This is a genomic window from Rahnella inusitata, assembly GCF_018288855.1.
Classification (GTDB): Bacteria; Pseudomonadota; Gammaproteobacteria; order Enterobacterales; family Enterobacteriaceae; genus Rahnella; species Rahnella inusitata.
In genome coordinates this window covers 694,102-718,840 of sequence record NZ_CP065024.1, presented here as the reverse complement: position 1 = coordinate 718,840, position 24,739 = coordinate 694,102, and the positions used below count along the sequence as shown (strand labels likewise).

Annotated in this window: 21 protein-coding genes; 9 read left to right on the top strand and 12 right to left on the bottom strand. The window is 54.2% G+C overall.

Annotated features, from left to right (window positions below; all coding sequences use genetic code 11):
• Nucleotides 1-2 precede the first annotated feature (2 nt).
• The 3 genes from cysG (at nt 3) to I2123_RS03225 (ending at nt 4,611) form a co-directional block, all read left to right on the top strand.
• Complete coding sequence (gene cysG / locus I2123_RS03235; protein WP_213051812.1) at nt 3-1,385, top strand: siroheme synthase CysG; 1,383 nt, start codon at nt 3-5, stop codon at nt 1,383-1,385.
• 240 nt (nt 1,386-1,625) lie between these two features.
• Nucleotides 1,626-2,792 (top strand): collagen-like triple helix repeat-containing protein, encoded by a 1,167-nt coding sequence (locus tag I2123_RS03230; RefSeq protein ID WP_213051811.1) that lies wholly within the window; start codon nt 1,626-1,628, stop codon nt 2,790-2,792.
• Nucleotides 2,793-2,898: 106 nt separating this feature from the next.
• The gene (locus I2123_RS03225; RefSeq protein WP_213051810.1) at nt 2,899-4,611 is read left to right on the top strand and encodes a ShlB/FhaC/HecB family hemolysin secretion/activation protein; all 1,713 of its coding nucleotides are present in this window, start codon (nt 2,899-2,901) and stop codon (nt 4,609-4,611) included.
• 75 nt (nt 4,612-4,686) lie between these two features.
• Here the strand turns inward: I2123_RS03225 and trpS are convergent, their stop codons facing one another.
• The 11 genes from trpS to pilM form a co-directional block, all read right to left on the bottom strand.
• Nucleotides 4,687-5,703: a tryptophan--tRNA ligase gene (gene trpS, locus I2123_RS03220; protein ID WP_213051809.1), complete on the bottom strand. Its 1,017-nt coding sequence runs from the start codon at nt 5,701-5,703 to the stop codon at nt 4,687-4,689.
• A 1-nt stretch (nt 5,704) separates the two neighbouring features.
• Nucleotides 5,705-6,403 (bottom strand): phosphoglycolate phosphatase, encoded by a 699-nt coding sequence (locus tag I2123_RS03215; protein WP_213051808.1) that lies wholly within the window; start codon nt 6,401-6,403, stop codon nt 5,705-5,707.
• Complete coding sequence (rpe, locus tag I2123_RS03210) at nt 6,396-7,073, bottom strand: ribulose-phosphate 3-epimerase (RefSeq protein WP_213051807.1); 678 nt, start codon at nt 7,071-7,073, stop codon at nt 6,396-6,398. The genes I2123_RS03215 and rpe overlap by 8 nt, the downstream gene beginning before the upstream one ends.
• A gap of 51 nt (nt 7,074-7,124) precedes the next feature.
• Nucleotides 7,125-7,937, bottom strand: a complete 813-nt coding sequence (dam, locus tag I2123_RS03205) for an adenine-specific DNA-methyltransferase (RefSeq protein WP_112167567.1) — start codon at nt 7,935-7,937, stop codon at nt 7,125-7,127.
• An 80-nt stretch (nt 7,938-8,017) separates the two neighbouring features.
• The gene (locus I2123_RS03200) at nt 8,018-9,061 is read right to left on the bottom strand and encodes an SPOR domain-containing protein (RefSeq protein WP_112167566.1); all 1,044 of its coding nucleotides are present in this window, start codon (nt 9,059-9,061) and stop codon (nt 8,018-8,020) included.
• A 129-nt stretch (nt 9,062-9,190) separates the two neighbouring features.
• Nucleotides 9,191-10,273 (bottom strand): 3-dehydroquinate synthase, encoded by a 1,083-nt coding sequence (gene aroB, locus I2123_RS03195; protein WP_112167565.1) that lies wholly within the window; start codon nt 10,271-10,273, stop codon nt 9,191-9,193.
• A 57-nt stretch (nt 10,274-10,330) separates the two neighbouring features.
• Complete coding sequence (gene aroK, locus I2123_RS03190; RefSeq protein WP_014333540.1) at nt 10,331-10,852, bottom strand: shikimate kinase AroK; 522 nt, start codon at nt 10,850-10,852, stop codon at nt 10,331-10,333.
• Nucleotides 10,853-11,198: 346 nt separating this feature from the next.
• Nucleotides 11,199-12,461: a DNA uptake porin HofQ gene (hofQ, locus tag I2123_RS03185; protein ID WP_112167564.1), complete on the bottom strand. Its 1,263-nt coding sequence runs from the start codon at nt 12,459-12,461 to the stop codon at nt 11,199-11,201.
• Nucleotides 12,458-13,297: a pilus assembly protein PilO gene (locus tag I2123_RS03180; RefSeq protein ID WP_213051806.1), complete on the bottom strand. Its 840-nt coding sequence runs from the start codon at nt 13,295-13,297 to the stop codon at nt 12,458-12,460. Before I2123_RS03180 ends, hofQ begins: the two co-directional genes overlap by 4 nt.
• Nucleotides 13,294-13,848 (bottom strand): PilN domain-containing protein, encoded by a 555-nt coding sequence (locus tag I2123_RS03175; RefSeq protein ID WP_213051805.1) that lies wholly within the window; start codon nt 13,846-13,848, stop codon nt 13,294-13,296. Before I2123_RS03175 ends, I2123_RS03180 begins: the two co-directional genes overlap by 4 nt.
• A complete protein-coding gene (gene pilM / locus I2123_RS03170; RefSeq protein ID WP_213051804.1) occupies nt 13,848-14,687 on the bottom strand; it encodes a pilus assembly protein PilM in 840 nt (279 codons plus the stop codon). The genes I2123_RS03175 and pilM overlap by 1 nt, the downstream gene beginning before the upstream one ends.
• A 121-nt stretch (nt 14,688-14,808) precedes the next feature.
• Between pilM and mrcA the strand changes: the two genes are divergently transcribed.
• Nucleotides 14,809-17,364 carry a peptidoglycan glycosyltransferase/peptidoglycan DD-transpeptidase MrcA gene (mrcA, locus tag I2123_RS03165; RefSeq protein ID WP_112167560.1) on the top strand — a complete coding sequence of 852 codons (2,556 nt, stop codon included), beginning with the start codon at nt 14,809-14,811 and terminating at the stop codon, nt 17,362-17,364.
• 109 nt (nt 17,365-17,473) lie between these two features.
• On the opposite strand, the gene nudE is transcribed toward mrcA, so the two are convergent.
• Nucleotides 17,474-18,031: an ADP compounds hydrolase NudE gene (gene nudE, locus I2123_RS03160; RefSeq protein ID WP_112167559.1), complete on the bottom strand. Its 558-nt coding sequence runs from the start codon at nt 18,029-18,031 to the stop codon at nt 17,474-17,476.
• Nucleotides 18,032-18,500: 469 nt separating this feature from the next.
• On the opposite strand from nudE, the gene I2123_RS03155 reads away from it, so the two are divergent.
• The 5 genes from I2123_RS03155 (at nt 18,501) to pckA (ending at nt 24,648) form a co-directional block, all read left to right on the top strand.
• A complete protein-coding gene (locus I2123_RS03155) occupies nt 18,501-20,645 on the top strand; it encodes an intracellular growth attenuator family protein (protein WP_208640455.1) in 2,145 nt (714 codons plus the stop codon).
• 110 nt (nt 20,646-20,755) lie between these two features.
• Complete coding sequence (gene yrfG / locus I2123_RS03150) at nt 20,756-21,445, top strand: GMP/IMP nucleotidase (RefSeq protein ID WP_213051803.1); 690 nt, start codon at nt 20,756-20,758, stop codon at nt 21,443-21,445.
• Between the two features lie 24 nt (nt 21,446-21,469).
• A complete protein-coding gene (gene hslR / locus I2123_RS03145; protein WP_213051802.1) occupies nt 21,470-21,874 on the top strand; it encodes a ribosome-associated heat shock protein Hsp15 in 405 nt (134 codons plus the stop codon).
• Between the two features lie 24 nt (nt 21,875-21,898).
• Nucleotides 21,899-22,786, top strand: a complete 888-nt coding sequence (gene hslO / locus I2123_RS03140; RefSeq protein ID WP_112167556.1) for an Hsp33 family molecular chaperone HslO — start codon at nt 21,899-21,901, stop codon at nt 22,784-22,786.
• A 239-nt stretch (nt 22,787-23,025) separates the two neighbouring features.
• Nucleotides 23,026-24,648 (top strand): phosphoenolpyruvate carboxykinase (ATP), encoded by a 1,623-nt coding sequence (gene pckA / locus I2123_RS03135; protein ID WP_112167555.1) that lies wholly within the window; start codon nt 23,026-23,028, stop codon nt 24,646-24,648.
• The last annotated feature ends 91 nt before the right edge of the window (nt 24,649-24,739 follow it).

The window sequence follows — 24,739 nt, the reverse complement described above, 5'->3', positions numbered from 1 at the left end:
TCATGGATTATTTGCCCCTATTTTGTCAGTTAAAAAACAGAGCCTGTCTGCTGGTCGGTGCCGGTGACGTTGCTGAACGTAAAGCGCGTTTGCTGCTCGACGCAGGCGCAGCACTGACGGTCAACGCCCTCACCTTCACGCCGCAGTTTCAGGTATGGGCAGATGAAGGCAAAGTCCGCCTGCTGAAAGGCGAATTCTCTCCGCTGCTGGTGGATGAGAAATGGCTGGTGGTCGCCGCGACCGATTCCGATTTAGTCAATCAGGAAGTCAGCGAAGCTGCTGAACATCGCCGCGTATTCTGTAACGTGGTGGATGCGCCGGAAAGCGCCAGCGTGATCATGCCATCGATCATCGACCGTTCACCGCTGATGATCGCCGTCTCCTCCGGCGGCAATGCGCCGGTGCTGGCGCGTTTGCTCCGCGAGCGTCTGGAATCCATTTTGCCGCAGCATCTGGGCAAACTGGCGCAGGTGGCGGGCGGATTGCGGGCGCGGGTCAAAACGCATTTCAGCGACATGTCCGAACGTCGCCGCTGGTGGGAAAAACTGTTCAATCATCATCGTCTGGCGCAGTCACTGGCAAATAATGACGATGCTCAGAGTGAGCAGTATCTGGAGGAACTGTTCAGCGAGCCGGTGGATAAACACGGCGAAGTGATTCTGGTCGGCGCCGGGCCAGGTGATGCCGGTTTGCTGACGCTGAAAGGTTTGCAGCAGATGCAGCTGGCGGACGTAGTGGTGTATGACCGGCTGGTATCCGATGCCGTGCTGAATCTGGTACGTCGCGACGCCGAACGGATTTTCGTCGGCAAACGCGCCGGACACCATTGCGTTGCGCAGGAACGTATTAACGAAATCCTGCTGGAACAGGCACAGATGGGTAAACGGGTGGTCAGGCTGAAAGGCGGCGATCCGTTTATTTTTGGCCGTGGCGGCGAAGAGCTGGAAGCGCTGAAAGCAGCTGGCATCGCGTTTTCCGTCGTGCCGGGTATTACGGCAGCGTCGGGCTGTTCAGCTTACAGCGGCATTCCGCTGACCCATCGCGACCACGCGCAGAGTGTGCGGCTGATCACCGGTCATGCTAAGCAGGACGGCGCACTTGACTGGGCGTGTCTGGCGCAAGGCCAGCAGACACTGGTGTTTTATATGGGGCTGACACAGGCGGGAGAAATCCAGCGCCGCTTGCTGGAAAACGGTCTGCCAGCAGAAACGCCGGTCGCGCTGGTAGAGAACGGCACCAGCCAGCAACAGCGGGTCGTCACCGGCGTGCTGACGGAGCTGAGCCATCTGGCAACACAGGTGCAAAGCCCGAGCCTGATCATCGTCGGCAGCGTGGTCAGTCTGCGGGAAAAACTGAACTGGTTTGCCAGTAAAACGCCGCAGTAATCCCCCGATATTTCTGCAAAACTCGAGTCATTTCTCTAATCAATTCATAGAAGTGAAATCCATTTCACTTCTATGCCTGCCTTTATCAGACAATTCCTATAACAGAATATAATTCCTTATTTTGCAAACACTACATTCCGTTTGCAAAATAATCACCCCACACAAATGGAATATTAAGAATCTTCGTCTTAAGCTTAATTTACGCCAACTGTGGCGTATTCCCCCGTGGAGGGTCAAATCATGCGCCATACCATTCATGTTGGTCATGTTAACAAGGTTGCGCTCGCAATCTTGGTCGCCCTGTCTCTGGCTGCCTGTAGTGGCAGCGGTGGCGGCGGTTCTTCTCATACGGCAAAAACGTCCACCACCGGCTCTGCGACGTCCGGCGATGGAACCACTTCAGGCAGTGACGGAACGACGACGGCGGGCAACGGAACGACCGGGGCAGGAACAGGCACAGGAACAACCACAACCGGCGGTGACACTACCGCAGGAAATGGAACCGGCAGTGGCACAGGGACGGGAAATGGAACAGGAACTGGGACGGGCAGCGGAACGGGTGGAACGCCATCCACCACGCTCGCCACTGGCACCATCCTGAGTAACGCGGGCGGCGCGGTCAGCGGCCTTGGCACCCAGGTCAGCAGCATCGCCAGCCAGACGCCGATCGGTAATATTCCGGTCGCGGGCACCGGCGTTGTCACCATTATCGATAGTACCGGCAAAGCTGTCACTGACGTCGGCAGTGGCGTACAAAACGGCATCGGCCAGTTAGGTACCAATCCTAACGCTATCGGCACCACCGTGGCGGGCGTACCGAAAGCCGTGGCTGATTTAGGCACCGGCGTGTCTGGCCTTGGCACGTCACTGGCGACGAATACTGCCGGAACCCCACTCAGCGGCGTGACCGGCGCAACCGGTGGCCTGGTGAATAATGTCGGTACGCTGGTGACCAACACCGGTAACGGGCTGGCGCAGAACGTGCAAAGTGGTGCGCTTTCGGGCGTAACGACAGGGGCGACGGGGATCGTCACGCCTGTTGTCGCGCAGGTACAGAACACCACCCAAACTGTCGGAGGCGCAACGGGGCTGGGCGCGCCAGTTAACGGCCTGCTGAATCAGGTCGGTGGCACCGTCAGTTCAGCCGGCACACAACTGTCTGCCAGCACGCCGGCGCTCGCCGGATTAGGAACGGCGGTCACCGATACCGGACAGGCCGTGTCTAAAACCGGCACGATTCTGGTTCCGGCCAGCAGCACGACGACAACCACCGCCAGCAATTCCGGCGGTATCGCGGCCGGTGCGGGCGCATCGGTCTCTCAGTCAGGCGGTCTCGTCGCCGGTGTCGGCACCACCGTTGGCGGGCTGACCAGCGGACTGGGGCTGAAGCTGAACAAACCGCAGTAACTATTTATCGTTAAAAGACGCAGTAAAAGCCCGCTTCCGGCGTATTCGGGAGCGGGTCAACGATCGCTGAATTCCCACATTTGCCTGTGCGCTCAAAGGAATATTTATGAGAATAAAATCCTGCATAGTGGCTTTATTGGGTTCTGCCATTGGTTACAGTTCGGCAGACATGTTCCCCACTTTAATCGACCCGAATAATCCGGCCAAACTGGCTACGCCGATTTCCCAGCCCCCGGCCAAATCGCAAAAAATCAATTTACCGGCGCAAAAATCGGTGCCTGACCTGACGCCGCAGACGCTTATCGACGTGAAGCATATTCAGTTTGTCGGCGGTACCGCATATCCGCTGGATTCACTGGCCGCGCCTTTTAGCCAATTCGTCGGCAAGAAAGTGCCCTTATCTTCCCTCTTGGCGGCGACCGATTCGATCACCCAGCGCTATCACCGCGACGGGTTTGTGCTCTCTTACGCCTACTTACCGGCGGATAATTTTCAGGACGGCGTGGTGAAAATCGGGCTGGTTGAAGGGTATATTTCCGCCACCCAGATCCACAGTGACAACCAGCAGGTCGGCCGCTGGCTGAGTAAATTATCGAAGCACATCATGGAAGAAAAGCCGCTGACGCAGGATACCTTCGAGCGCTATACGATTCTCATGAGCCGCACGCCGGACACTAAAGTCACCGCGTCGGCCAACAATCCCAACAATATTTACGGTGCAACAACGCTGAATGTACAGGCGCTGCGGCCGCGTAACTGGAACATCGCCACCGCTGTCGATACCCGTAAAGGCGACAGCTCCGCGGTGGTCAACGCGACACTGAGCGGCCTGAGCACCTACGGCGAACAGCTCGGCATCGCGACGCTCATCCCGCTGGAAAGCGACACCCGCAAAACCTACGCCGGGCTGAACTATCAGCAATATCTCGGCGACGATGGCCTGCTTATGCAGCTCAAAGGCAGCTATTACAAACAGAAAGATAAGGATTACAACACCATACTTTCGTTGCCCGATGGCATTACTGTCGGGTCGCAGAACACCCAGACGCAGTACAACGGCGGCGTGGTGTTCAGCTATCCGCTTAAACTGACGCGCAAACAACAATGGACCGTCAGCGGCGAACTGGATTATCTCGATAAAAAGTATGATTACGATTTAGTCGCGCGCCGTGGCGAGCGCCAGGTGCAACTGCCGGGCATCAGTCAGCGGATACGCTATCCGGCAGCGGAAATCTCACTGACCGGTTACCGCGAATACGATCAGGCTTACTGGAATACCAAATTCAATGTGCGCCAGGGGATGGATGGACTCGGTGCGACCAACAGCACGCCCAATGCCGATCTGACGTTTACCCGCTGGAAATTTAACGGCGATGCGGCCTACCTGTTCGACAAGAAATGGCGACTCAGTACATCCGTGGAAGGTGACTGGTCGGATAATGATTTACCGGAGCCTGAACGGGTGAATTTTGGCGCGCTGCATTATGGCCGGGGGTATCCGGACAGCGATGCCCAGGGCGATTACGGCGTTGGCGGGCAGGTCGAAATGCGCTACATACACAACCTGGATCAGGGCGAATGGCTCAAAACCATTCAGCCTTATACGGTGGTTGATGCGGCACATACCGAATTTAATCAGCAGGGATTGCCGAAGCAAAATCTGTCGTCGTATGCCATCGGCGTGATGTTTGGCGATAACCGTCACTATACGTTGTCGGTAGAGGCGGCGCGGCCAATCGGCGATCTGCCGGTCGACAGCAACTCACGCGACTGGCGCTATAACGCCACGTTTACCTATAACTTCAGCGCCGGTTCGTAATCCGGCGCCTGCAGGCCAGAAAGCAAAAAACCACGTCCAAAGACGTGGTTTTCAGATTTACTACAAAATCACAGATTACGGCAGCGTGACAAAACCAATGGCTTCATAGGCTTTTTTCAGCGTGACGCTGGCACGTGCGCGGGCTTTTTCTGCGCCCTCTTGCATGATCTGTTGCAGCAAAGCTTCGTCGCTGCGGAAACGGTTATAACGTTCCTGCACTTCAGTCAGCATGCCGGATACGGCTTCGGCAACCGCCCCTTTCAAATGACCATACATCTGGCCTTCGAACTGCGCTTCCAGTTCGGCGATAGTCTGGCCAGTCACGCCGGACAGGATATCCAGCAGGTTCGACACACCCGGTTTATTTTTCACATCGTAACGAATGACTGGCGGCTCTTCGGAATCGGTCATCGCGCTTTTGATTTTTTTGGTCACCGCTTTCGGATCTTCCAGCAGGCCTATCACGTTTTTGCGGTTGTCATCCGACTTAGACATCTTCTTGGTCGGTTCCTGCAACGACATCACGCGCGCACCGGATTTCGGAATGAACGGTTCAGGCACGGTGAACACATCGCCATACAGCGCATTGAAACGGCTGGCGATATCGCGGCTCAGCTCCAGATGCTGTTTCTGGTCTTCACCGACCGGCACCTGGTTAGTTTGGTAAAGCAGGATATCCGCCGCCATCAGCACCGGATAATCAAACAGACCCGCAGTAATGCTTTCGCTGTTTGAGGTTTCGTAGCGCGCTGATTTGTCTTTGAACTGCGTCATGCGACCCAGCTCACCAAAATAGGTGTAGCAGTTCAGCGCCCAGCTTAGCTGTGTATGTTCAGGAACATGAGACTGCACGAAGATAGTACTTTTCTTCGGATCGATGCCGATAGCCAGATACAGCGCCAGCGTGTCGAGCGTTGCTTTGCGCAGCTTCACCGGATCCTGACGCACGGTGATCGCGTGCAAATCGACGATGCAGTAAATGCATTCGTAATCGTCTTGCATTTTGACCCACTGACGCAGCGCACCCATGTAGTTGCCAATGGTCAGTTCGCCGGAGGGCTGTGCGCCACTAAATACGATGGGTTTACTCATTTTATGCTTCCTGATCTTTTAAAGATGACAGCCCCAAAGCGGGCAAAAGGTCGGCAAAATTTTCCAGCACGCGATCGGGTTTGCTCAGCGCGATGGTTTCACCGTAGTTATATCCGTAAGTCATACCAACACAAGGGCAACCCGCCGCCTGTGCCGCCTGAATGTCATTGCGGGAATCGCCAACAAACACCAGTTCACTAGCGCGTAAGCCCAGCGTGCCCAGCATCAGATACAGTGGCGCCGGGTGCGGTTTCTTCGCCACGACGTCATCACCGCCCAACACCAGCGTGAAATAGTTGCCGATGCCCAGTGATTCCAACAGAGGTGCGATAAACGGCGTCGGTTTGTTGGTCACCAGACCCAAAGGTAAGCCCTGCGCGGCAAGGGCGGCCAGCGTTTCTTTTACCTGCGGATAGAGACGGCTGCCGGAAGCGGCGGTACCGGCGTAGTAGTGATCGAACTTGTCACGGATTTTTTGCAAAAACGCAGGCGACATATCGCCTTCGGCCCAGCGTACGGCACGTTCGACCATAATGTCTGCGCCGTTGCCAATCCAGGTGCTGATGCGTTCAATGCCCGCAGGAGGTAAATCAAAATCACGCAGCGCCATGTCCACGGCTTCCGCCAGACCCGGCGCGCTGTCGACCAGCGTGCCGTCTAAATCAAATGCCACACCACGCGCGGTCAGGGTCTCAGTCATGTGACACCTGCGCCAGTTCGCTGCGCATGTGGTCGATCACGGTACGGTAATCCGGCTGGTTGAAGATGGCAGAACCGGCGACAAACATGTCTGCGCCTGCGGCTGCAATCTCGCGGATGTTTTCAGCTTTCACGCCGCCGTCGACTTCCAGACGAATATCATAGCCGCTCTCGTCGATCAGTTTACGCACCTGACGCAGTTTGTCGTACGTACCTGGAATAAACGATTGTCCGCCAAAGCCGGGGTTCACCGACATCAACAGGATCACATCCAGCTTATCCATCACATAATCAAGATAGCTCAACGACGTGGCCGGATTGAAAACCAGACCGGCTTTACAACCGTGGCTTTTAATCAGTTGCAGCGTGCGGTCAACGTGTTCGGAGGCTTCAGGATGGAAAGAAATATAGGTCGCGCCCGCCTCGGCAAAATCAGGTATCAGCCGATCCACCGGTTTGGCCATCAGATGAACGTCGATCGGCGCGGTAATGCCGTAGTCGCGCAGCGCTTTGAGGATGGCAGGCCCCATCGTTAAATTCGGGACGTAGTGGTTATCCATCACATCGTAATGAACCACGTCGCCGCCAGCGGCCAGTGCTTTCGCCGTATCTTCACCCAGACGGGCAAAGTCAGCCGACAGAATGGACGGGGCAATCAAAAACTGTTTCATCCGCTTCTCCAAACGATAAGGTTACCTGTTGACTGCGGCGCAAACCGGCAATCAGCGATAGAGCGCTAAAAGTTCATTCACCTTGCTGCGCAGGGCAATATTGCTGCTGATAGTACGTCGGGCAGATACGCGATGCAGTTCCGCCTCTGCGTACCATTCCAGCGTCAGGGGTGTTTCATGATTGGAGATCAGCACCGGCACCGCATTCTCACTCGAGAGCTGGTGCGCCAGACGCGCCAGTTTGCGCTGATCGTCCATGCTAAAGCTGTTGGTGTGGTACGCCGTAAAATTCGCGGTTGCAGAGAGGGGCGCATAAGGTGGGTCACAATACACCACCGAACCGGCCTTCGCTTTCAGCAACGTTTCCTCATAATGCTCACAAACAAACAGAGCATTTTTGGCTTTTTCAGCAAACCAGTAGAGTTCTTCTTCCGGGAAATACGGTTTTTTATAACGTCCAAAAGGCACGTTAAACGCCCCACTGAGATTATAACGACACAGGCCGTTGTAACAATGGCGGTTCAGATAGAGGAAAAGTACCGAACGACGATAAGGATCGCTGCTGGCATTAAACTCAGCCCTCAGGACGTAAAAACGATCTGCATCATTAAACTCTGGCGTGAAAAGCACACGGGCATCACGCACAAATTCGTCGGTGCGTGTTTTCACGATATCGTAGAGATTAATCAGGTCGTTGTTGATATCCGCCAGAATGTAAGCGTCATACTCAGTATTCAAAAACACTGAGCCCGCGCCAACAAAAGGCTCGATCAAACAATCTCCCGCCGGAAGATGACGTTTAATGTCATCAATCAGCGGGTATTTGCCGCCAGCCCACTTCAAAAACGCGCGGTTCTTCTTCATGCCGTCAGTTAGCTACTTATACAATTCACAGCCGCGGATTGTATCCTGTTTTTAGACAGCAAATCGCGTTGAGATCAGATTCATTTTTTCAGGTCTTGCTGTACCTGATGTACAGGTTTAACCCACGGTTTTTTCGCCTGAACTTCCGCAGGCAGGCTGGCAATAGCACGTTTGGCTTCGGCAGAAGACGCATAGTTACCACTCACCAGCACATACCACGGCTTCCCGTCGCGTGCAGTCTGATAAACCAGATAGTTTTTCAGGCCGGACTGTTTGGCAAATGCGTTCAGTGTGTTGGACTGCGAAGCACCGCTTAATTGCAGGGTGAAGTGTGAGCCAGGCGCAGACTTAATGGCTGACGCGCTACCCGAGGCTACCGGCGCAGAAACAGCGGGTACTGAGGCGGCCTGAGATTTGGTCGCCTGAGGTTTCGCCGTGTGCGAGGCGGTCGCCGCAGGTTTGTGCTCAACCGGTTTCGCCGTATGAGCAGACTGCTGATTACGTGGCGTTTGCGCCGGACGGGTATGCGGGGTTTGCGGCTGGGAAACGCCAGGCGTCTGCGTGCGCGCTGAACCGTTGACGGTCGCCGCAGCGGTCGGTAACGACGTCAGAGATTGTGCAGCACCACTGGTTGCGGCACCCTGATCCATACTGCCCTGCGCTACGCCATCCACCTGATTCTGCTGGGAAGATAAAGCATCACTCATGTCACCAGGCAGATCCACACGTTCTTTCTGGCCATTGTCTGGCAAAGGTTGCGCTTCGGTTGGGGTTGATGACACGGGCGGTAAACCAATGCTTTGTGGCTGCTGTCCGTTGACGGCCTGTGCGGTATTGGCCTGCGCTTGTGCAGAAGGCTGAGCCGGTGCAGCAGCGTCATTGCCCGCAAGATTAATATCTTTTGGACCGTTGTTTTGCTGAGTGGCCTGATTCGATGTCGGGGACTTCATGGCGGAACCGATGCCGACAATCAGCAGGACCAAGACCACAATCCCGATGCCAATCATCACGTACTGACGGTTAACAGGAACCTTGGGTAGGGAAGGAGACGGTTTGCGCGCGCGCGGTGGGCGGCGATCGCTGGTATCTGGCTTGAGATCGTCTTCCGGTGTTAAATCATCCATCTAAAACCTCCAACCCGGCTAAAAGCCCGTAACAGGCCTCACGCGGAGCAACTATCCTGACTAAAAATATAACGCTTTGCTGGCATGGGTGAAATCGGTCGTTATCTGGCCAAAAAAGTGGCCACAGTTTTAACGGCAATCTTCAATCGAAGCCAGCACCATTTCATGCGATACGCCGGAGCGTACTTCGGACTGTCCAATTGCTTTGGGTAAAACCAGACGCAGTTCGCCAGCCAGTACTTTCTTATCACGCATCATGTGCGGCAAATAGGCTTCGGCTTTCATAACCTGCGGCCCCGTCACCGGTAACCCCGCGCGGGTGAGTAAAGTTTTCACCCGGGCGATATCGCCCAGACTGAACTGACCAAGACGATGAGCGGTATAACACGCCATCATCATCCCGGCGGACACGGCTTCACCATGCAGCCAGTTGCCATAACCCATTTCTGCTTCAATAGCATGGCCATAAGTATGGCCCAGATTCAGTAAGGCGCGCATGCCGTTTTCACGTTCATCGGCTGCCACAACCTCAGCTTTCAGCTCGCAGCAACGACGGATGCAATAAGCCAGCGCGTTCATATCCAGCGCCAACAGGGCATCCATGTTGTCTTCAAGCCATACAAAGAAGTCGGCATCCAAAATAATGCCGTATTTGATCACTTCTGCCAGTCCCGATGACATTTCACGGGCAGGTAAAGTGCGCAGACAGTCGAGATCAACCACCACCGACGCAGGCTGATAGAACGCGCCGATCATGTTTTTTCCGAGGGGATGGTTCACCGCCGTTTTACCGCCAACGGAGGAATCGACCTGAGAGAGCAACGTGGTAGGCACCTGTACAAAGCGCACACCGCGTTGATAACTGGCCGCAGCGAAGCCGGTCAAATCACCGACGACGCCGCCGCCAAGGGCGACAAGCGTGGTATCACGTCCGTGCGGCTTTTCGAGCAGCGCGGAGAACACGTCATTTAGAACAGTCAGGGATTTGTATTGTTCACCATCAGGCAGAATCACCTGATCAACACGAACGCCTGCCTGCTCCAGCACTGAACGTATAGCGTCCAGATAGAGAGGAGCGAGGGTTTCGTTGGTCACTATCATGACCTGATCGCCTGCCTTTACCGGCATAAAAGAAGCCGGATCGTGGAACAATCCGGCAGCAATCGTAATGGGGTAGCTACGTTCCCCTAACGTTACGGTAATCCTCTCCATGTCGTGCTCTGTGACCTTCTTTAACTGACACCCTCAGGCAATGATAGAAACCAATAATCAGTTACTTTCCAGCATGTTGATAATCTGGTTGGCAACGACTTTGGCACTTTGATCATCGGTACGAATAGTGACGTCGGCAATCTCTTCATACAAAGGATTGCGTTCTCTCGCCAGTGCTTCAAGCACTTCACGCGGCGGAGCACTCACTTGTAATAATGGACGTTTTTTGTCGCGTTGTGTACGCGCCAGTTGTTTTTCGATGGTAGTTTCAAGATAGACGACAACGCCACGCGCTGACAAACGGTTACGGGTTTCACGTGATTTAACGGAACCCCCGCCAGTTGCCAGAACGATGCCTTGTTTTTCGGTCAGTTCGTTGATCACTTTTTCTTCGCGGTCGCGGAATCCGTCTTCGCCTTCTAAATCAAATACCCAGCCCACATCAGCTCCGGTACGTCGCTCAATTTCGTGATCGGAGTCGAAAAACTCCATATTGAGTTGCTGAGCTAACTGTCGACCAATAGTGCTTTTGCCGGCACCCATAGGCCCAACCAGAAAGATATTGCGTTTCTCTGCCATGTTTTTCGGTATTACTAAGACTATTTCGTTGATGATAACCCGCCCCGCCAATCAAATTAGCGGCGGGACCTAAACTGAAACCTCATGAGCGATAGTGCGAGATCAGAAAAAAATTATCTCAACACTCTTGGTAGTTTGGCAACCGAATAAATCGCATTGCACGCCGCAGGAGGGAAAACGTACGTTTTTATCGGCGTGTCTGCAGTAAAAAAAGATCACGGTGCTCAATTCGGTAACCCTTGTAAGCTAAATCGACCGCAGCGTCAAACTCAGAAGCCTCTCACGACACAAAAAGTTGCATGTGCTCAACGTGATTGTGCGATTTAGGTTAGCACTAAATACCCGTTTATTGGGCGCGGATTAAGGTTGGAGTGATGAAAATCACCAACTCGCGTCGCTGTTCATTCATATACTGGTGTTTGAACAAGGAACCGACCACCGGAATATCGCCGATTACCGGGACTTTGGTGTCGGTCTTCTGGTTTTTGCGCTGGAAAATGCCGCCCAGCACGATGGTTTCGCCATCTTTCACCGTGACCTGCGTTTTGATTTCCTGCTTGTCGATTGCCAACGCTTCTCCCTCGGACTGCTTGATACTGCGCCCCGGCATATTCTGGCTTATCTGCAAAGCCATCTGAATGCGCCCGTCACGCTGAATCTTAGGCGTCACTTCCATACCGAGTACCGCTTCTTTAAATTCGATGGACGTACTGCCGCTCGCCCCGCTGGACACCTGATACGGAATCTCCGTGCCCTGCTTGATACTGGCGGTTTGCATGTGCGCCGTCAGCAGGCGCGGGCTGGCGATAATATCGACTTTGTCTTCCTGCTCCAGCGCGGTCAGCTCCAGATCCAAAATCCGTCCGCTGATGTGTGCCAGATTGAACCCGGCGGTAAATATCGGGTTTTCCACCGGCATTCCCATACTGAAATTGTTCATTCGCACGGCTTTAGTGATCGGCTCATCGCCGGTGAAACCCCAGCGAACGCCTAACTCCCGCAGGCTTTCGCTGTTCATTGTCACGATGTGTGCAGCCAGTTGTACCTGTTGCAGCGGCAGATCTAACTCTTTAATCCACGGCGTGACGATATCCAGCGCCTCCTGCGTATCGCGCAATAAAAGGGTATTGGTGCGGCTGTCCGCAGACGCATTGCCCTTAACAGATAACAGCGTGCCTTTTTGCGCATTCAGGCTCAGCGCCGTTTCTTTGGCATCGGCATATTGAAGCGGAAAGGTCAGGCTGACGATCGGCCGCTGGTCAGCCTGCTGTTCTTCAGCCTCTTTGACCTGCTGCTGGCGCGCAAGCGGGTCAATTGCCGGTGAAATCAGCAGAACATTTCCTTCAAGCTGACTGGTGAGATGATTCATCCGCAAGATAATGTCGAGCGCCTGCTGCCACGGTACTTCTTTGAGCTTTACGCTGATCTGCCCTTCCACACCCGGCGCGGTGATCAGATTAAGCTGCCGCGTATCGGAAAGTGCCTGCAAGACCATTTCGATCGGCGCGGTTTGAAATTCCAGAGATACCGACGAAGGCTCGTCCGCCTTGATGACGCTGAAATATAAGAAAAATGGCAGCCACAGAGCGGCCCGATAAACGTGTTTCATTTTTTTCCTTTCCCTGGAAACGTACCCGAGTGACCAAACCGGAGAGTCTGGCGTTGTTCGCCGCAGCGGGCATCGCTGATGCTGAGTTCTACCTGTGAGGCATCCAGCATTTCGACCGTCCACAGCGGCGTGCCGATCTGCGTGCCCGTTTCGACTTTGTTCCAACTGCCATCTGGCGACAGTAACCAGCCAAACTGCTGGCCTTCTGCCTGCGTGATGCCACCCAGACTCCACGTGGGAGCCAAGGTTTCACCGGCGCAGGATTGGGATTGCAGGGGAGCAAAAGGATCATGCTCCGGGACCGTGACTTCATCGCCGTCAGCAGCTTCGTTTGTTTGGGTCAGCAAAAGAGAAACGGCGAGGCCGCTTTCAGTGGCATGAAGATTGAGTTCGCTGAACGCCGGATGCCACGGGCGCTGCTGCAATCCCTGAAGAAAATGCATCAGTGCACCAAACGAACCGTGCAGCTGAAGTTCGCCTTGCTGATCAGGTGCGGGCGACCAGCGAACCAGCGCGGCTTGCGAGGCCTTCAACGGCGGCGCAAATTGCTGGTCCAGCGGCAGGATGTCGTTTTCGGCCCCTGCATTTTCTTTCAGCATATTCTGCAAACGCGACAGTGGCGCTCCGCGCAGCAAGGCCACCTGCACATGAGTCACTACCTGGCGGATCTCATTTATCTGCTGCTCCAGTTCGGTCTGTTGCAGCCAGATACTCCGGAAAAGACATTGATATATCACCAGCGCGATAAGCGTCATCGCACCCGCCAGCATGGTAGCCAACTGCCAGCCCGGTTTTTGCATCAGCGGCTCAAGACGCTGCAAAAGTGGGTTATTCATGGCAACGCTCCCTGCTCAGGTGGCTGACGCAGCTGCATCTTCAGCACAAAGCTCAGCATCACACCGGATTGCTGCCGTACATCGCTCAGAGTGACATCCCGGAGTAAGTCACTTGTCGCCAGCGTGTCGCGAAAAGCCAGAATGTCGTGATAAAACCGCCCTTCGCCGGTGAGCGTCAGCTGGTTCTGAAGTTCAACTAGGTCGTTCAGCCGAACCTCCTCTGGTATTTTTTCTGCCAACAAGATCAGCATTTGCAGGGAGTCCCTGCTCCGCTGCGCCCGCTGCTGGCTAACCAAACGCTGCGCGAGCAGTATTTTTACCTGTGCCGACGTCGTCTCCACACTCCTTTGCTGCAGAGAAAGCGCCTGAGAAGCGTGTTTCAGGGCAGCAAGATGTTGTTGTAAAAGGGTCCGTTGCTGAGCCAAAAAAACAGCACTACCCAGCAAGCTCACCAGCAGCAACACTGGAAAACACACCGAAACGGTTAGCCAGAAACGCACCCGTTGCTGTCGATGTACCTTCCGCCATGGCAATAAGTTGACCTGTAGCATCAGCAATCCACAGGTCTTAGCGCCAGCCCAACAGCGGGAGCAAAGTCGCCGGGGTTGGCAGGTAAAGGAGCAGATAACTGATTTATCGCGCTGAGCGGCGACCAGCATTGCATTCCGGAAGGAGGATTTTCGCCGCTGTAATAAGCTTCTGTGGCACACAGCGCACCGGCACGATATTGCGACCGGATGAGATCGGAAAGCGCTGCATCCGCCCGTGCTTGCGTGCTGTCGAACAAACCAAACTGGAACGGCAGGCTGTGCGGCGAAGCCCAAAGAAGGGCGTCGTCCAGCGGATGAATCAGCAGCGCATCACCGGGAAGCCGGGCCGCGTGAGCAGCAACCTGAAGTGCGCAGGGTGTCAGTTCGATAACCTCAGGGAAAAGCTGCGCCTGCGCAAGACACTCCATCCACTGCATGATCTCCTGTTGCCGTGCGGCGGTGACGACGATCTGATTATCTCCGCACGGGTCAGCACGGTAATCCATCACCAGATGTTCAACGCCCAGAGGAAATTGTTTCGCCGCATGACTGAAGATGAAGGCGCTGCGGGCGGGATCCTGCATCCGCGCATCAGGTGCCACCATGCGTTGCTGCATGATGCGCTGTGCCGGCAGGCTGATTCTCAGTGACAACCTGGCAGGTAAGGTTTTGCGCCAGAATGATAAAATGGCGATCAGCGGCGCGGTCTCATGTAATATCCCCTCCCGCAACGTGAAGTCAGGCAGCGGATGCTGCCACCAGTGACGTAATTGCCAGCCATGACGCCGCCTTTGTACGGCGATCGCGCGGGCAAAACCGGCTTGAATATCCAGACCTACCTGCCATGCTTGTAGTCGCATTTTCGCCCAATCTCCATATCGTCAAGTAAATAAAAGTACGTATCCATGTTGCAGGCTTGCCTTTATACTACCGCGCGGTTGTTTATAAACTGCCCAATTGACACTAAATGGGAAATCTCAGGTGAAGTTCGTAAAGTATTTATTGATTCTTGCAGTGTGTTGCATTTTGCTGGGAGCGGCCTCGATCTTCGGTTTGTATAAATATATCGAGCCACAGCTACCCGATGTTGCCACGCTCAAAGACGTGCGCTTGCAAACACCCATGCAGGTCTTCAGTGCCGAAGGCGACCTTATCGCCCAGTACGGTGAGAAGCGCCGTATCCCGCTGAAACTCGGCCAGATCCCCCCGGAAATGGTGCATGCGTTTATCGCGACAGAAGACAGCCGTTTTTACGAGCATCACGGTGTGGATCCGATCGGTATCTTCCGTGCGGCATCCGTTGCGCTGATGTCCGGCCACGCCTCACAGGGTGCGAGCACCATCACTCAGCAGCTGGCACGTAACTTCTTCTTAAGCCCTGAGCGCACGCTGACCCGTAAAATCAAGGAAGCGTTTTTGGCCATCCGCATTGAGCAGATGATGACCAAAGATGAAATTCTTGAGCTTTACCTGAACAAAATCTATCTCGGTTATCGTGCCTATGGCGTGGGTGCTGCAGCGCAGGTTTACTTCGGGAAAGACGTGAGTCAGCTGACACTCAGCGAAATGGCGGTCATTGCCGGTCTGCCTAAGGCACCGTCAACTTTCAACCCGCTCTATTCCCACGATCGCTCTGTTGCCCGTCGCAATACCGTGCTGGCCCGTATGCTGGATGAGAAATACATCACGCAGGAGCAGTACGATCAGGCGCGTGCTGAACCGGTCGTCGCGAATTATCACGCCCCACATATTGAGTTTTCCGCGCCGTACCTGACAGAAATGGTGCGTCAGGAAATGGTGAAACGTTATGGCGATAACGCCTATAACGACGGCTATATGGTTCACACCACCATCACGAAGAAAACCCAGCTGGCCGCACAGGAAGCGCTGCGGACCAACGTGCTGAATTACGATATGCGCCACGGTTACCGTGGCCCGTCGAATCAGATGTGGAAAGTGGGCGAACCGGCTTGGGATGAGAATAAAATCGTCCAGTCGCTGAAAACGCTGCCGGTCTACGGGCCACTGTTCCCGGCGGTCATTACCTCGATTGACGACGCGCAGGCCACGGCGACGATGTCTAACCGCGCCGTAATCAGCCTGCCGTTCAGCGGTATGCGTTGGGCACGTCCTTACCGTAATGACAACGCACAAGGCCCGACACCGAAGAAAGTCTCTGACGTGGTTCAGCCAGGCCAGCAGGTGTGGGTGCGTAAAGTGGGCGATGTCTGGTGGCTGGCACAGGTTCCTGATGTGAACTCCGCCATCGTCTCCCTGAATCAAAACGACGGCGCGATTGAAGCGCTGGTCGGTGGTTTTGATTTCAATCAGAGCAAATTTAACCGTGCGAATCAGGCTGTGCGTCAACTCGGTTCGAACATCAAACCGTTCCTGTATACCGCGGCGATGGATAAAGGGCTGACCCTGGCCACTATCCTCAATGACATGCCGATCACCCGCTGGGATCCGGGTGCCGGTCAGGACTGGCGACCGAAAAACTCACCACCGACCTATGCGGGTCCAATCCGCCTGCGTCAGGGGCTGGGTGAGTCGAAGAACGTGGTGATGGTGCGTGCGATGCGTGCGATGGGTGTGGATTACGCAGCAGAATATCTGCAGCGCTTCGGCTTCCCGGCTGCCAACATTGTTCATTCCGAGTCACTGGCGCTGGGTTCGGCATCGTTCACCCCGTTACAGGTAGTGCGGGGTTATGCGACGCTGACCAACGGCGGTTATCTGGTTGATCCGTATTTCATCACCAAAATTGTGGCGGAATCCGGCGAAGTTCTGTTTGAAGCCAAACCGAAAATCGCCTGCCGCACCTGTAATATTCCGGTGATTTATGGCGATACGCAGAAGTCGGCGGTGTTGTCTGATGACAACGTGGAAAACGTTGCCACCTCGGTGAATAACAATAACAACGCCGTACCAACGCCGCAGCTGGAACAGGTTCCGGCCAATTCTCCGCAGGTGGATGCAGAGCAACAGTACGCGCCGCACGTGATCAGCACGCCGCTGTCGTTCCTGATCAGTGACGCGCTGAACTCCAACATCTTCGGCGAGCCTGGCTGGATGGGAACAGGCTGGCGCGCGGGTCGTGATCTGAAGCGCCACGACATCGGCGGCAAAACCGGGACAACCAACAGTTCGAAAGACGCCTGGTTCTCCGGTTATGGCCCGAACGTGGTCACCTCCGTCTGGATTGGTTTTGACGATCACCGCCGTGACCTTGGCCGTTCGACGGCTTCCGGTGTGATCCCAGATCAAATCTCGGGCGCAGAAGGCGGCGCGAAGAGCGCACAACCGGCGTGGGATGACTACATGAAAGCCGTGCTGGAAGGCGTGCCTGAAGAGAAGCAAACGCCGCCTCCGGGCATCGTGACGGTGACTATCGATAAGAGTACCGGGAAGTTATCCGACGGGGGCGGTGGCAGTCGTGCGGAATACTTCATTGACGGAACTCAGCCGACGGAACATGCGGTGCATGAAGTCGGAACGACTATCATGGACAACGGTCAGGAACATGAGTTGTTCTGATGAGAGTGAGTCAGGCGTTTAACGCCTGATTAAATCCGATAGAAAAAAGCCGGTCTGCATGATGTATGACCGGCTTTTTTATTGACGATTTTTCAGGAAAACGGACGGTTCAGCGGGCGTTGCGCGTCAGGAAATCATGAGCCAGGAATAAAGCGCTGACGTTACGGGCTTCGCAAAAATCGGGCTGTTGCAGCAATTCCATCATCCGCGCAATAGGCCAGCGGGTTTGTGGTAAAGGCTCGGGCTCATCGCCTTCCAGGCTCTTTGGGTACAACCCTTTCGCAATCACAATGTTCATGCGGCTGGAGAAGTAGGAAGGCGCCATCGTCAGCTTTGCCAGCACGTCAAAATGCCCTGCGCCGTAGCCGACTTCCTCCATCAACTCGCGGTTAGCGGCTTCCAGCACGCTCTCGCCTGCGTCGATCAGCCCCTTCGGAAAACCCAGCTCATAGCTTTCGATCCCCACCGCGTATTCGTGGATCAGCAGCAGATCTTCACCAATGACTGGCACGATCATCACCGCTTCGCGATCGGACGGACGCATGCGTTCGTAGACGCGTTCCGCGCCGTTGCTGAACGCCAAATCTACAGACTCGATGGTGAACAAACGCGAACGCGCTACGGTTTCCACCTTCAGAATTTTTGGTTTTTGCAGGTGTTGTGTCATTTCATCCCCAACTTTTATTCACCTGACTGCGGGTGTCGTAATGGGTTCATATGGATTATTGAACATTGCTATCAGAAAACATTGTGCGTTAAGGCAAGCCTGAACCGCAATCTTTACTGCGTATAAGTTCCGCTGAAAACGGCATATTCAGCGCGAACCGCCGGATTTTTGTCCCTGACATCGTGCAAAAAGAACGCGTTGCCATGTTCGCGTCACAATTTTGCTGTAACAAAAACCAGACCGATTCAAAATAGGATTATACCGATACCCATTAAAGTACAATTACGGATACTCTCTAGCGTGGTGTTTTTATCATTAAAACACTTGTGCATAAATATCAGTCAAATAATGAAAACCCTGTAGAAAATAGGGTGACGTGCAAATCATGCATGAGGTTTATGTCTTTTCAATTTATGTATAATACTTTCACAGAGTTGACGTAAGTCGCCCACGTCAGAACGGGGATCGGATGAGCACAGTAGTCGTGACACTGGTGTTGTTGTGTATCGCAATCATTGCCACTGGAAGTTTCTTTTGGTTTGCCTTGCGACGCCGCCAACGCGACGAGTCCGTGGTACATTTCCCCACCCCCAGCCAGCGAAAACTGTCGCAACAAGAGCGCGACGCCGTAGAACGGTATCTGCGACAAAGTGAAGGGCTGGGACAAACGCCGATCACTCACCGCAATAATCTGATTATCCTGCGCGATAAACTCATCCTGACCACCAAAAGTGAACACGTTTACAGCCTTAAGCGCGCCATCACTCGCTACGGTGTAGCCAGCGAAGACACCAACAGCGGACGCTATTTTCTTGATGCGACTGAAATCCACCTGCCCCCCTTTTGGGAGCAATACATAGCGCAGGAAAATCAGGTAGAGCTGATTAAAACGCAATCGATGCCTCTGGTCATCTCTCTCAATGGTCATACGCTGGCGGACCACGTTTACGAAGGTCCGGCGCCGGTTTCAACGGTTCTTCCCTCCCAGCCGCAAAATGCCTCCATTCGTCATGAAGAAAGCGAACATATCGAGATGGTGAAGGTGCGCCGTGAAACGCGCGAAGAGCACGCGCTGACCCGCTCGAGCGGTGTAAAAGAGGCGCTGGCGGTTTCCGGTATTTTACTTTTGCTGTTTATTACGTTACTCAGCCCTGTCGTATTTTTGCCGTGGCTGCTTACCCTTGCAGCCGTGCTCGCAGGATGGGTCGGCTGGCGGGTGATTTCCGAACGTTTAGGTAAAAACCGCAAAGAAATCCATTGCCTGCGGGGCTTACCTAAACGCTGGGGACTGTTTGGCGAATCCAAGCAAGGGGATATCAGCAATATTTCGCTCGGCACCGTCGACCTGATTTATCCGCCGCACTGGCAACCTTTTATCGGCCGCGACCTCGGCCAGCCAACGGATATCGAGCTGTACATGAACAGCCATGTCGTCCGTCAGGGCAGCTACCTGTCGTTGCACGATGAAGTCAAAAAATTCCCTCTTCAGCTCTGGGGCAAGAATCTGGTGCTGGCGACCAGCGCCTTTCTGTTATTGCTTATGCTGCTGGTGTATGTGCCTCTCGGTTTGCCGCTGAAACTCAGCATAGCGTGGCTACAGGGCGCGCAAAGTGCGCAGGTCAACAGTGTGCAGGATCTGGAAAAAACAGCATTGCGCGTCGGCGATACGTTGAAAGTTCAGGGTACAGGCATGTGCTACGTGCCACCTGCGACCAACCGCAGCGCATCGGGTTTCCTGCCGTTCGACTGTTCGGGCATTTACTGGAACAACGCCGCACCGCTGCCGGTGCCGCAGTCTGAAATTATTGATGCCGCCACCGCGCTGCAAACTACCGTGAACAATCAGATGCATCCGGGTGAAAATCTCGAGCAAAACATCAACCCGCAGCTGGCGACCGCGATCGAGAAATCCGGCATGATTTTGCTCGATGATTTCGCCGATATTGTGCTGAAAACCGACACACTGTGCGGCAGCAAAACCAATGAATGCGTACGCCTGAAAAATGCGCTGGTGAATCTGGGGAACTCGAATAACTGGAGTACGCTGGTGAAACGCGCGAAAGCGGGCTCGTTACAGGGGATCAACGTCCTGCTGCGACCGGTCAGCGCGCAATCGCTGAGTGAGCTGGTCAATAACGCGACGTCCTCCTTCTTCATTCAGGAAACCCGCCGCGCCGCAGAAAGCCTGAACAGCCCTCCTCCGGGTGGGTTCCTTATCAGCAATGACGAAGGTCGTCAGCTGGTGGAACAGCCTGTGCCGCCGGTCGGATTGTACGGTAATCCGCCGCAGGATCAGTGGAAGCAGTTACAACACTTGTCAACGCAGCTGCTGCATACCCCGTTCAGCGCTCAGGGCGTGATCACCAGTATCAGCATCGATGCCAACGGTACACGCCATATCTCGCTGCACAGTGAACCGGATATTTCGACGCTGTGGCGCTATCTGGGCACCAGCATGCTGCTGTTCTTGTTGCTTGGCGTTCTGCTGGTCAATACCGTTCTCTTTATCCGCCGCTTTATTAAAGATAAGCGCCGTATTGACGACATTGAGCAGCATTATAACGCCTGCTTTCACCCCACGATGATGCCCGTACCAGCGCATACCCTGAGCTGAAACTCAGGGTGGCTCTGCGCCACCCTGAGAGTTTATGTTATTCTGACGCCCTTCCCTGCTGACGTTTTTTCTCTCCTGCCATGCTCATGCCCGCAGGATATGGAGTTTCCATGCCCCTTGATCTCGACTGGAACAATATCGATACCGTTTTGCTGGATATGGACGGCACGCTGCTTGATCTGGCCTTCGATAGCCAGTTCTGGTTGCAGGACGTGCCTAAGGCGCTGAGCCTGCAACGCGCTATCCCGCTGGAAAATGCCCGCCAGATAATTCATGACGAATATCTGGCCGTCCAGCACACCATGAACTGGTATTGCTTTGACTACTGGAGCGAGCGGCTGGATCTGGACATCTACCAGATGACCACCAACATCGGTAAAAATGCAAAACTTCGTGACGATACCAGGCCGTTCTTGCAGCATCTGCGGGAAAGTGGCCGCGAAACCATTTTGCTGACTAATGCGCATCCTCACAGCCTGTCAGTGAAGATTGAACACACCGGTTTGGATAAGCACCTTGATTTATTACTTTCCACCCACACATTTGGTTATCCAAAGGAAGATCAACGTTTGTGGGCTGCCGTGCAGCAGCAAACGGGCTTTAACCCCGAGAGAACGCTGTTTGTCGATGACGGGGAGGCGATTCTGAATGCGGCAAAAACCTTTGGTATCCGCTATTGTCTGGGTATAGAGAATCCGGATTCAACCGGTGCGAATAAGTCATTTCAGGGACATCCTTCGATCAATGACTACCGCGACCTGTTGCCTTCGATTCACCCGATAACAGGCCCGGCTCAGTAGTTCCGGCACGTTTCAGGGGGAAAGATGAAAGATAAAAAGGAAGAAGACAACAACGCAGTACGTCTCGATAAATGGCTGTGGGCGGCTCGTTTTTATAAGACCCGTGCGCTGGCGCGCGAGATGATTGATGGCGGCAAAGTGCATTACAACGGCCAGCGCGGAAAACCGAGCAAGCTGATGGAACTGAATGCCGAAATTACCCTGCGTCAGGGAACTGATGCAAAAACGATCATTGTACTAGGGCTGACAACTCAGCGCCGCAGTGCGGAAGAAGCACAAACGCTTTATCAGGAAACCGAGGCCAGCATTGCCAGCCGGGAGAAAATCTCTCAGGCACGGAAAATGAATGCGATGCCCCATCCGGACCGACGTCCGGATAAAAAGGAACGCCGCACCCTGATCAAATTTAAATATGGCGACGCAGAATAAACGCCGCCAAACAGAGAGAACGTTATGTCTAATCACGACCAGTTACACCGTTACCTGTTCAACCATCACGCTGTGCGCGGCGAACTGGTTTCGCTCCACGAAACTTTCCAGCAGATCGTTGCCGGGCATGACTATCCGGCAGACGTCCGTAATTTGCTGGGCGAAATGCTGGTCGCAACCAGCCTGCTGACCGCCACGCTCAAATTTGACGGTGACATCACCGTGCAATTGCAGGGCGATGGCCCGCTGAAACTGGCGGTGATTAATGGCAACAATCTTCAGGAACTGCGTGGCCTAGCGCGTCTGCAAGGCGAAATCAAAGAAGGCAGTTCGCTGAAAGAGATGATTGGTAACGGCTACATGGTGATCACCATTTCCCCGACTGCTGGCGAACGTTATCAGGGCGTTGTCGGTCTGGAAGGCGAGAACCTGGCTGAGTGTCTGGAAAACTATTTCATGCAGTCTGAGCAGCTCCCGACCCGTATTTTCATCCGCAGCGGTGAAGTGGAAGGCAAGCCAGCGACCGGCGGTATGCTGTTACAGGTTCTGCCTGCTGAAGAGACCGATCCAGAAGAATTCAGCCATCTTGCGCAGCTTACCGCGACCATCAAAGCCGAAGAGCTGCTGAATCTGCCCGCCAATGAAGTGCTTTATCGCCTATATCATCAGGAAGAAGTCACTCTGTACGAACCGCAGGATGTGTGTTTCCGCTGTACCTGTTCGCGTGAACGCTGCGCTGGTGCACTGCTGACGCTGCCGGATGACGAAATTCTCGAAATGCTGGAAGAAGATGGCAAAATCGAGATGCACTGTGACTACTGCGGTTCAGATTATGCATTTGACGCGATGGATATGGCGACACTGAAAGCCAGCGGCGGCAACGTTGTCTCCGGAAATGATAACGTTCACTGATCGTTAACTCACTAAATCAAAAGGGACTTTCTGCTGAAAGTCCCTTTTTTGTTGCTTGTTTATAACGTCCTTGCATAATTTGTTGGTATTCCATCACATTTCCAGAAAAAAATTCACATCTCCCGTTAATCTTTGATAGCTATCGCTGTTCGTGCGCGATAAATACCTACAATTACAACTAATTTATCCCTAAAGGCCTACGCCCTTTGGGGTTCTATGTGCAGGAAAGGAGCAGGGAAATGCCAACCACTCTCGGGATCACCGCCGAAACACTCGCCCGTTACGGGATTCATCAAAGCAGTCAAATCGTCTATAACCCTGATTACGATACTCTTTTCAAAGAGGAAACCGCACCGGGTCTGGAAGGCTTTGAGCGCGGACAGGTGACAGAACTGGGCGCAGTGAACGTTGATACCGGCATTTTCACCGGCCGTTCGCCAAAAGATAAGTACATTGTCCGCGACGACGTTACCCGCGACACCGTCTGGTGGGCCGATCAGGGCAAAGGCAAAAATGACAACAAACCGTTGTCGCAGGAAGTCTGGTCATCGCTGAAGGCGCTGGTCGGTAAGCAGCTTTCGGGCAAACGGCTGTTTATCATTGATGCATTCTGCGGTGCTAACGCAGACTCCCGCCTGAAAGTCCGTTTTATCACTGAAGTGGCCTGGCAGGCGCACTTCGTCAAAAACATGTTTATCCGCCCGACCAGCGAGGAACTGGAGAACTTCGAGCCTGACTTTATCGTAATGAACGGTGCGAAATGCACCAATCCCGACTGGCAGAAGCAGGGGCTGAACTCCGAAAACTTCATTGCCTTCAACCTGACCGAGCGCATCCAGCTGATTGGCGGCTCGTGGTACGGCGGCGAAATGAAGAAAGGCATGTTCGCCGTGATGAATTACCTGTTGCCGCTACAGGGCATCGCCTCGATGCACTGCTCGGCCAACGTCGGTGAAAAAGGGGATGTGGCGGTCTTCTTCGGCCTCTCCGGCACCGGTAAAACCACGCTCTCAACCGATCCAAAGCGTCAGCTGATCGGTGATGATGAGCATGGCTGGGACGATGACGGCGTCTTCAACTTTGAAGGCGGTTGCTACGCCAAAACCATCAAGCTCAGCAAAGAAGCTGAGCCGGAAATCTTCGGCGCGATTAAGCGGGATGCATTACTTGAAAACGTCGTGGTCAGCGCAGACGGCAAAATCGATTTTGATGACAACAGCAAAACCGAAAACACCCGCGTGTCGTACCCGATTTATCACATTCAGAATATCGTGAAGCCAGTCTCCAAAGCGGGCCACGCCAGCAAAGTGATCTTCCTGACTGCCGACGCCTTTGGCGTTCTGCCACCGGTTTCCCGCCTGACGGCTTCCCAGACGCAGTATCATTTCCTGTCAGGCTTTACCGCTAAACTGGCCGGCACCGAGCGCGGTGTCAACGAACCCACCCCGACCTTCTCCGCCTGTTTCGGCGCAGCGTTCCTGATGCTGCACCCAACACAATACTCCGAAGTGCTGGTCAGGCGCATGGAAGCGGTCGGCGCGCAGGCATATCTGGTGAATACCGGCTGGAACGGAACCGGCAAACGCATTTCACTCAAAAATACCCGCGCTATTATTGACGCTATTCTCAACGACACGATTGATGACGCAGAGACTTTCACCCTGCCGCTGTTTAATCTCGCGGTGCCGACCGCGTTACCGGGCGTGGATCCGCACATCCTCGATCCGCGCAATACCTACGCCAGCCGCGAACAGTGGCAGGAAAAAGCGCAGCATCTGGCACAGCTGTTTATTGATAATTTCGATAAATATACGGATACGCCTGCCGGCGAGGCGCTGGTTGGCGCAGGCCCTCAGCGTTAATCTTACGCACATTGCTCAGGCGCGGATCCCGCGCCTTTTTTATTGCAAAAATTTCTGCAGGTCGCACTATGACAGCACTGCTTGCATTGAT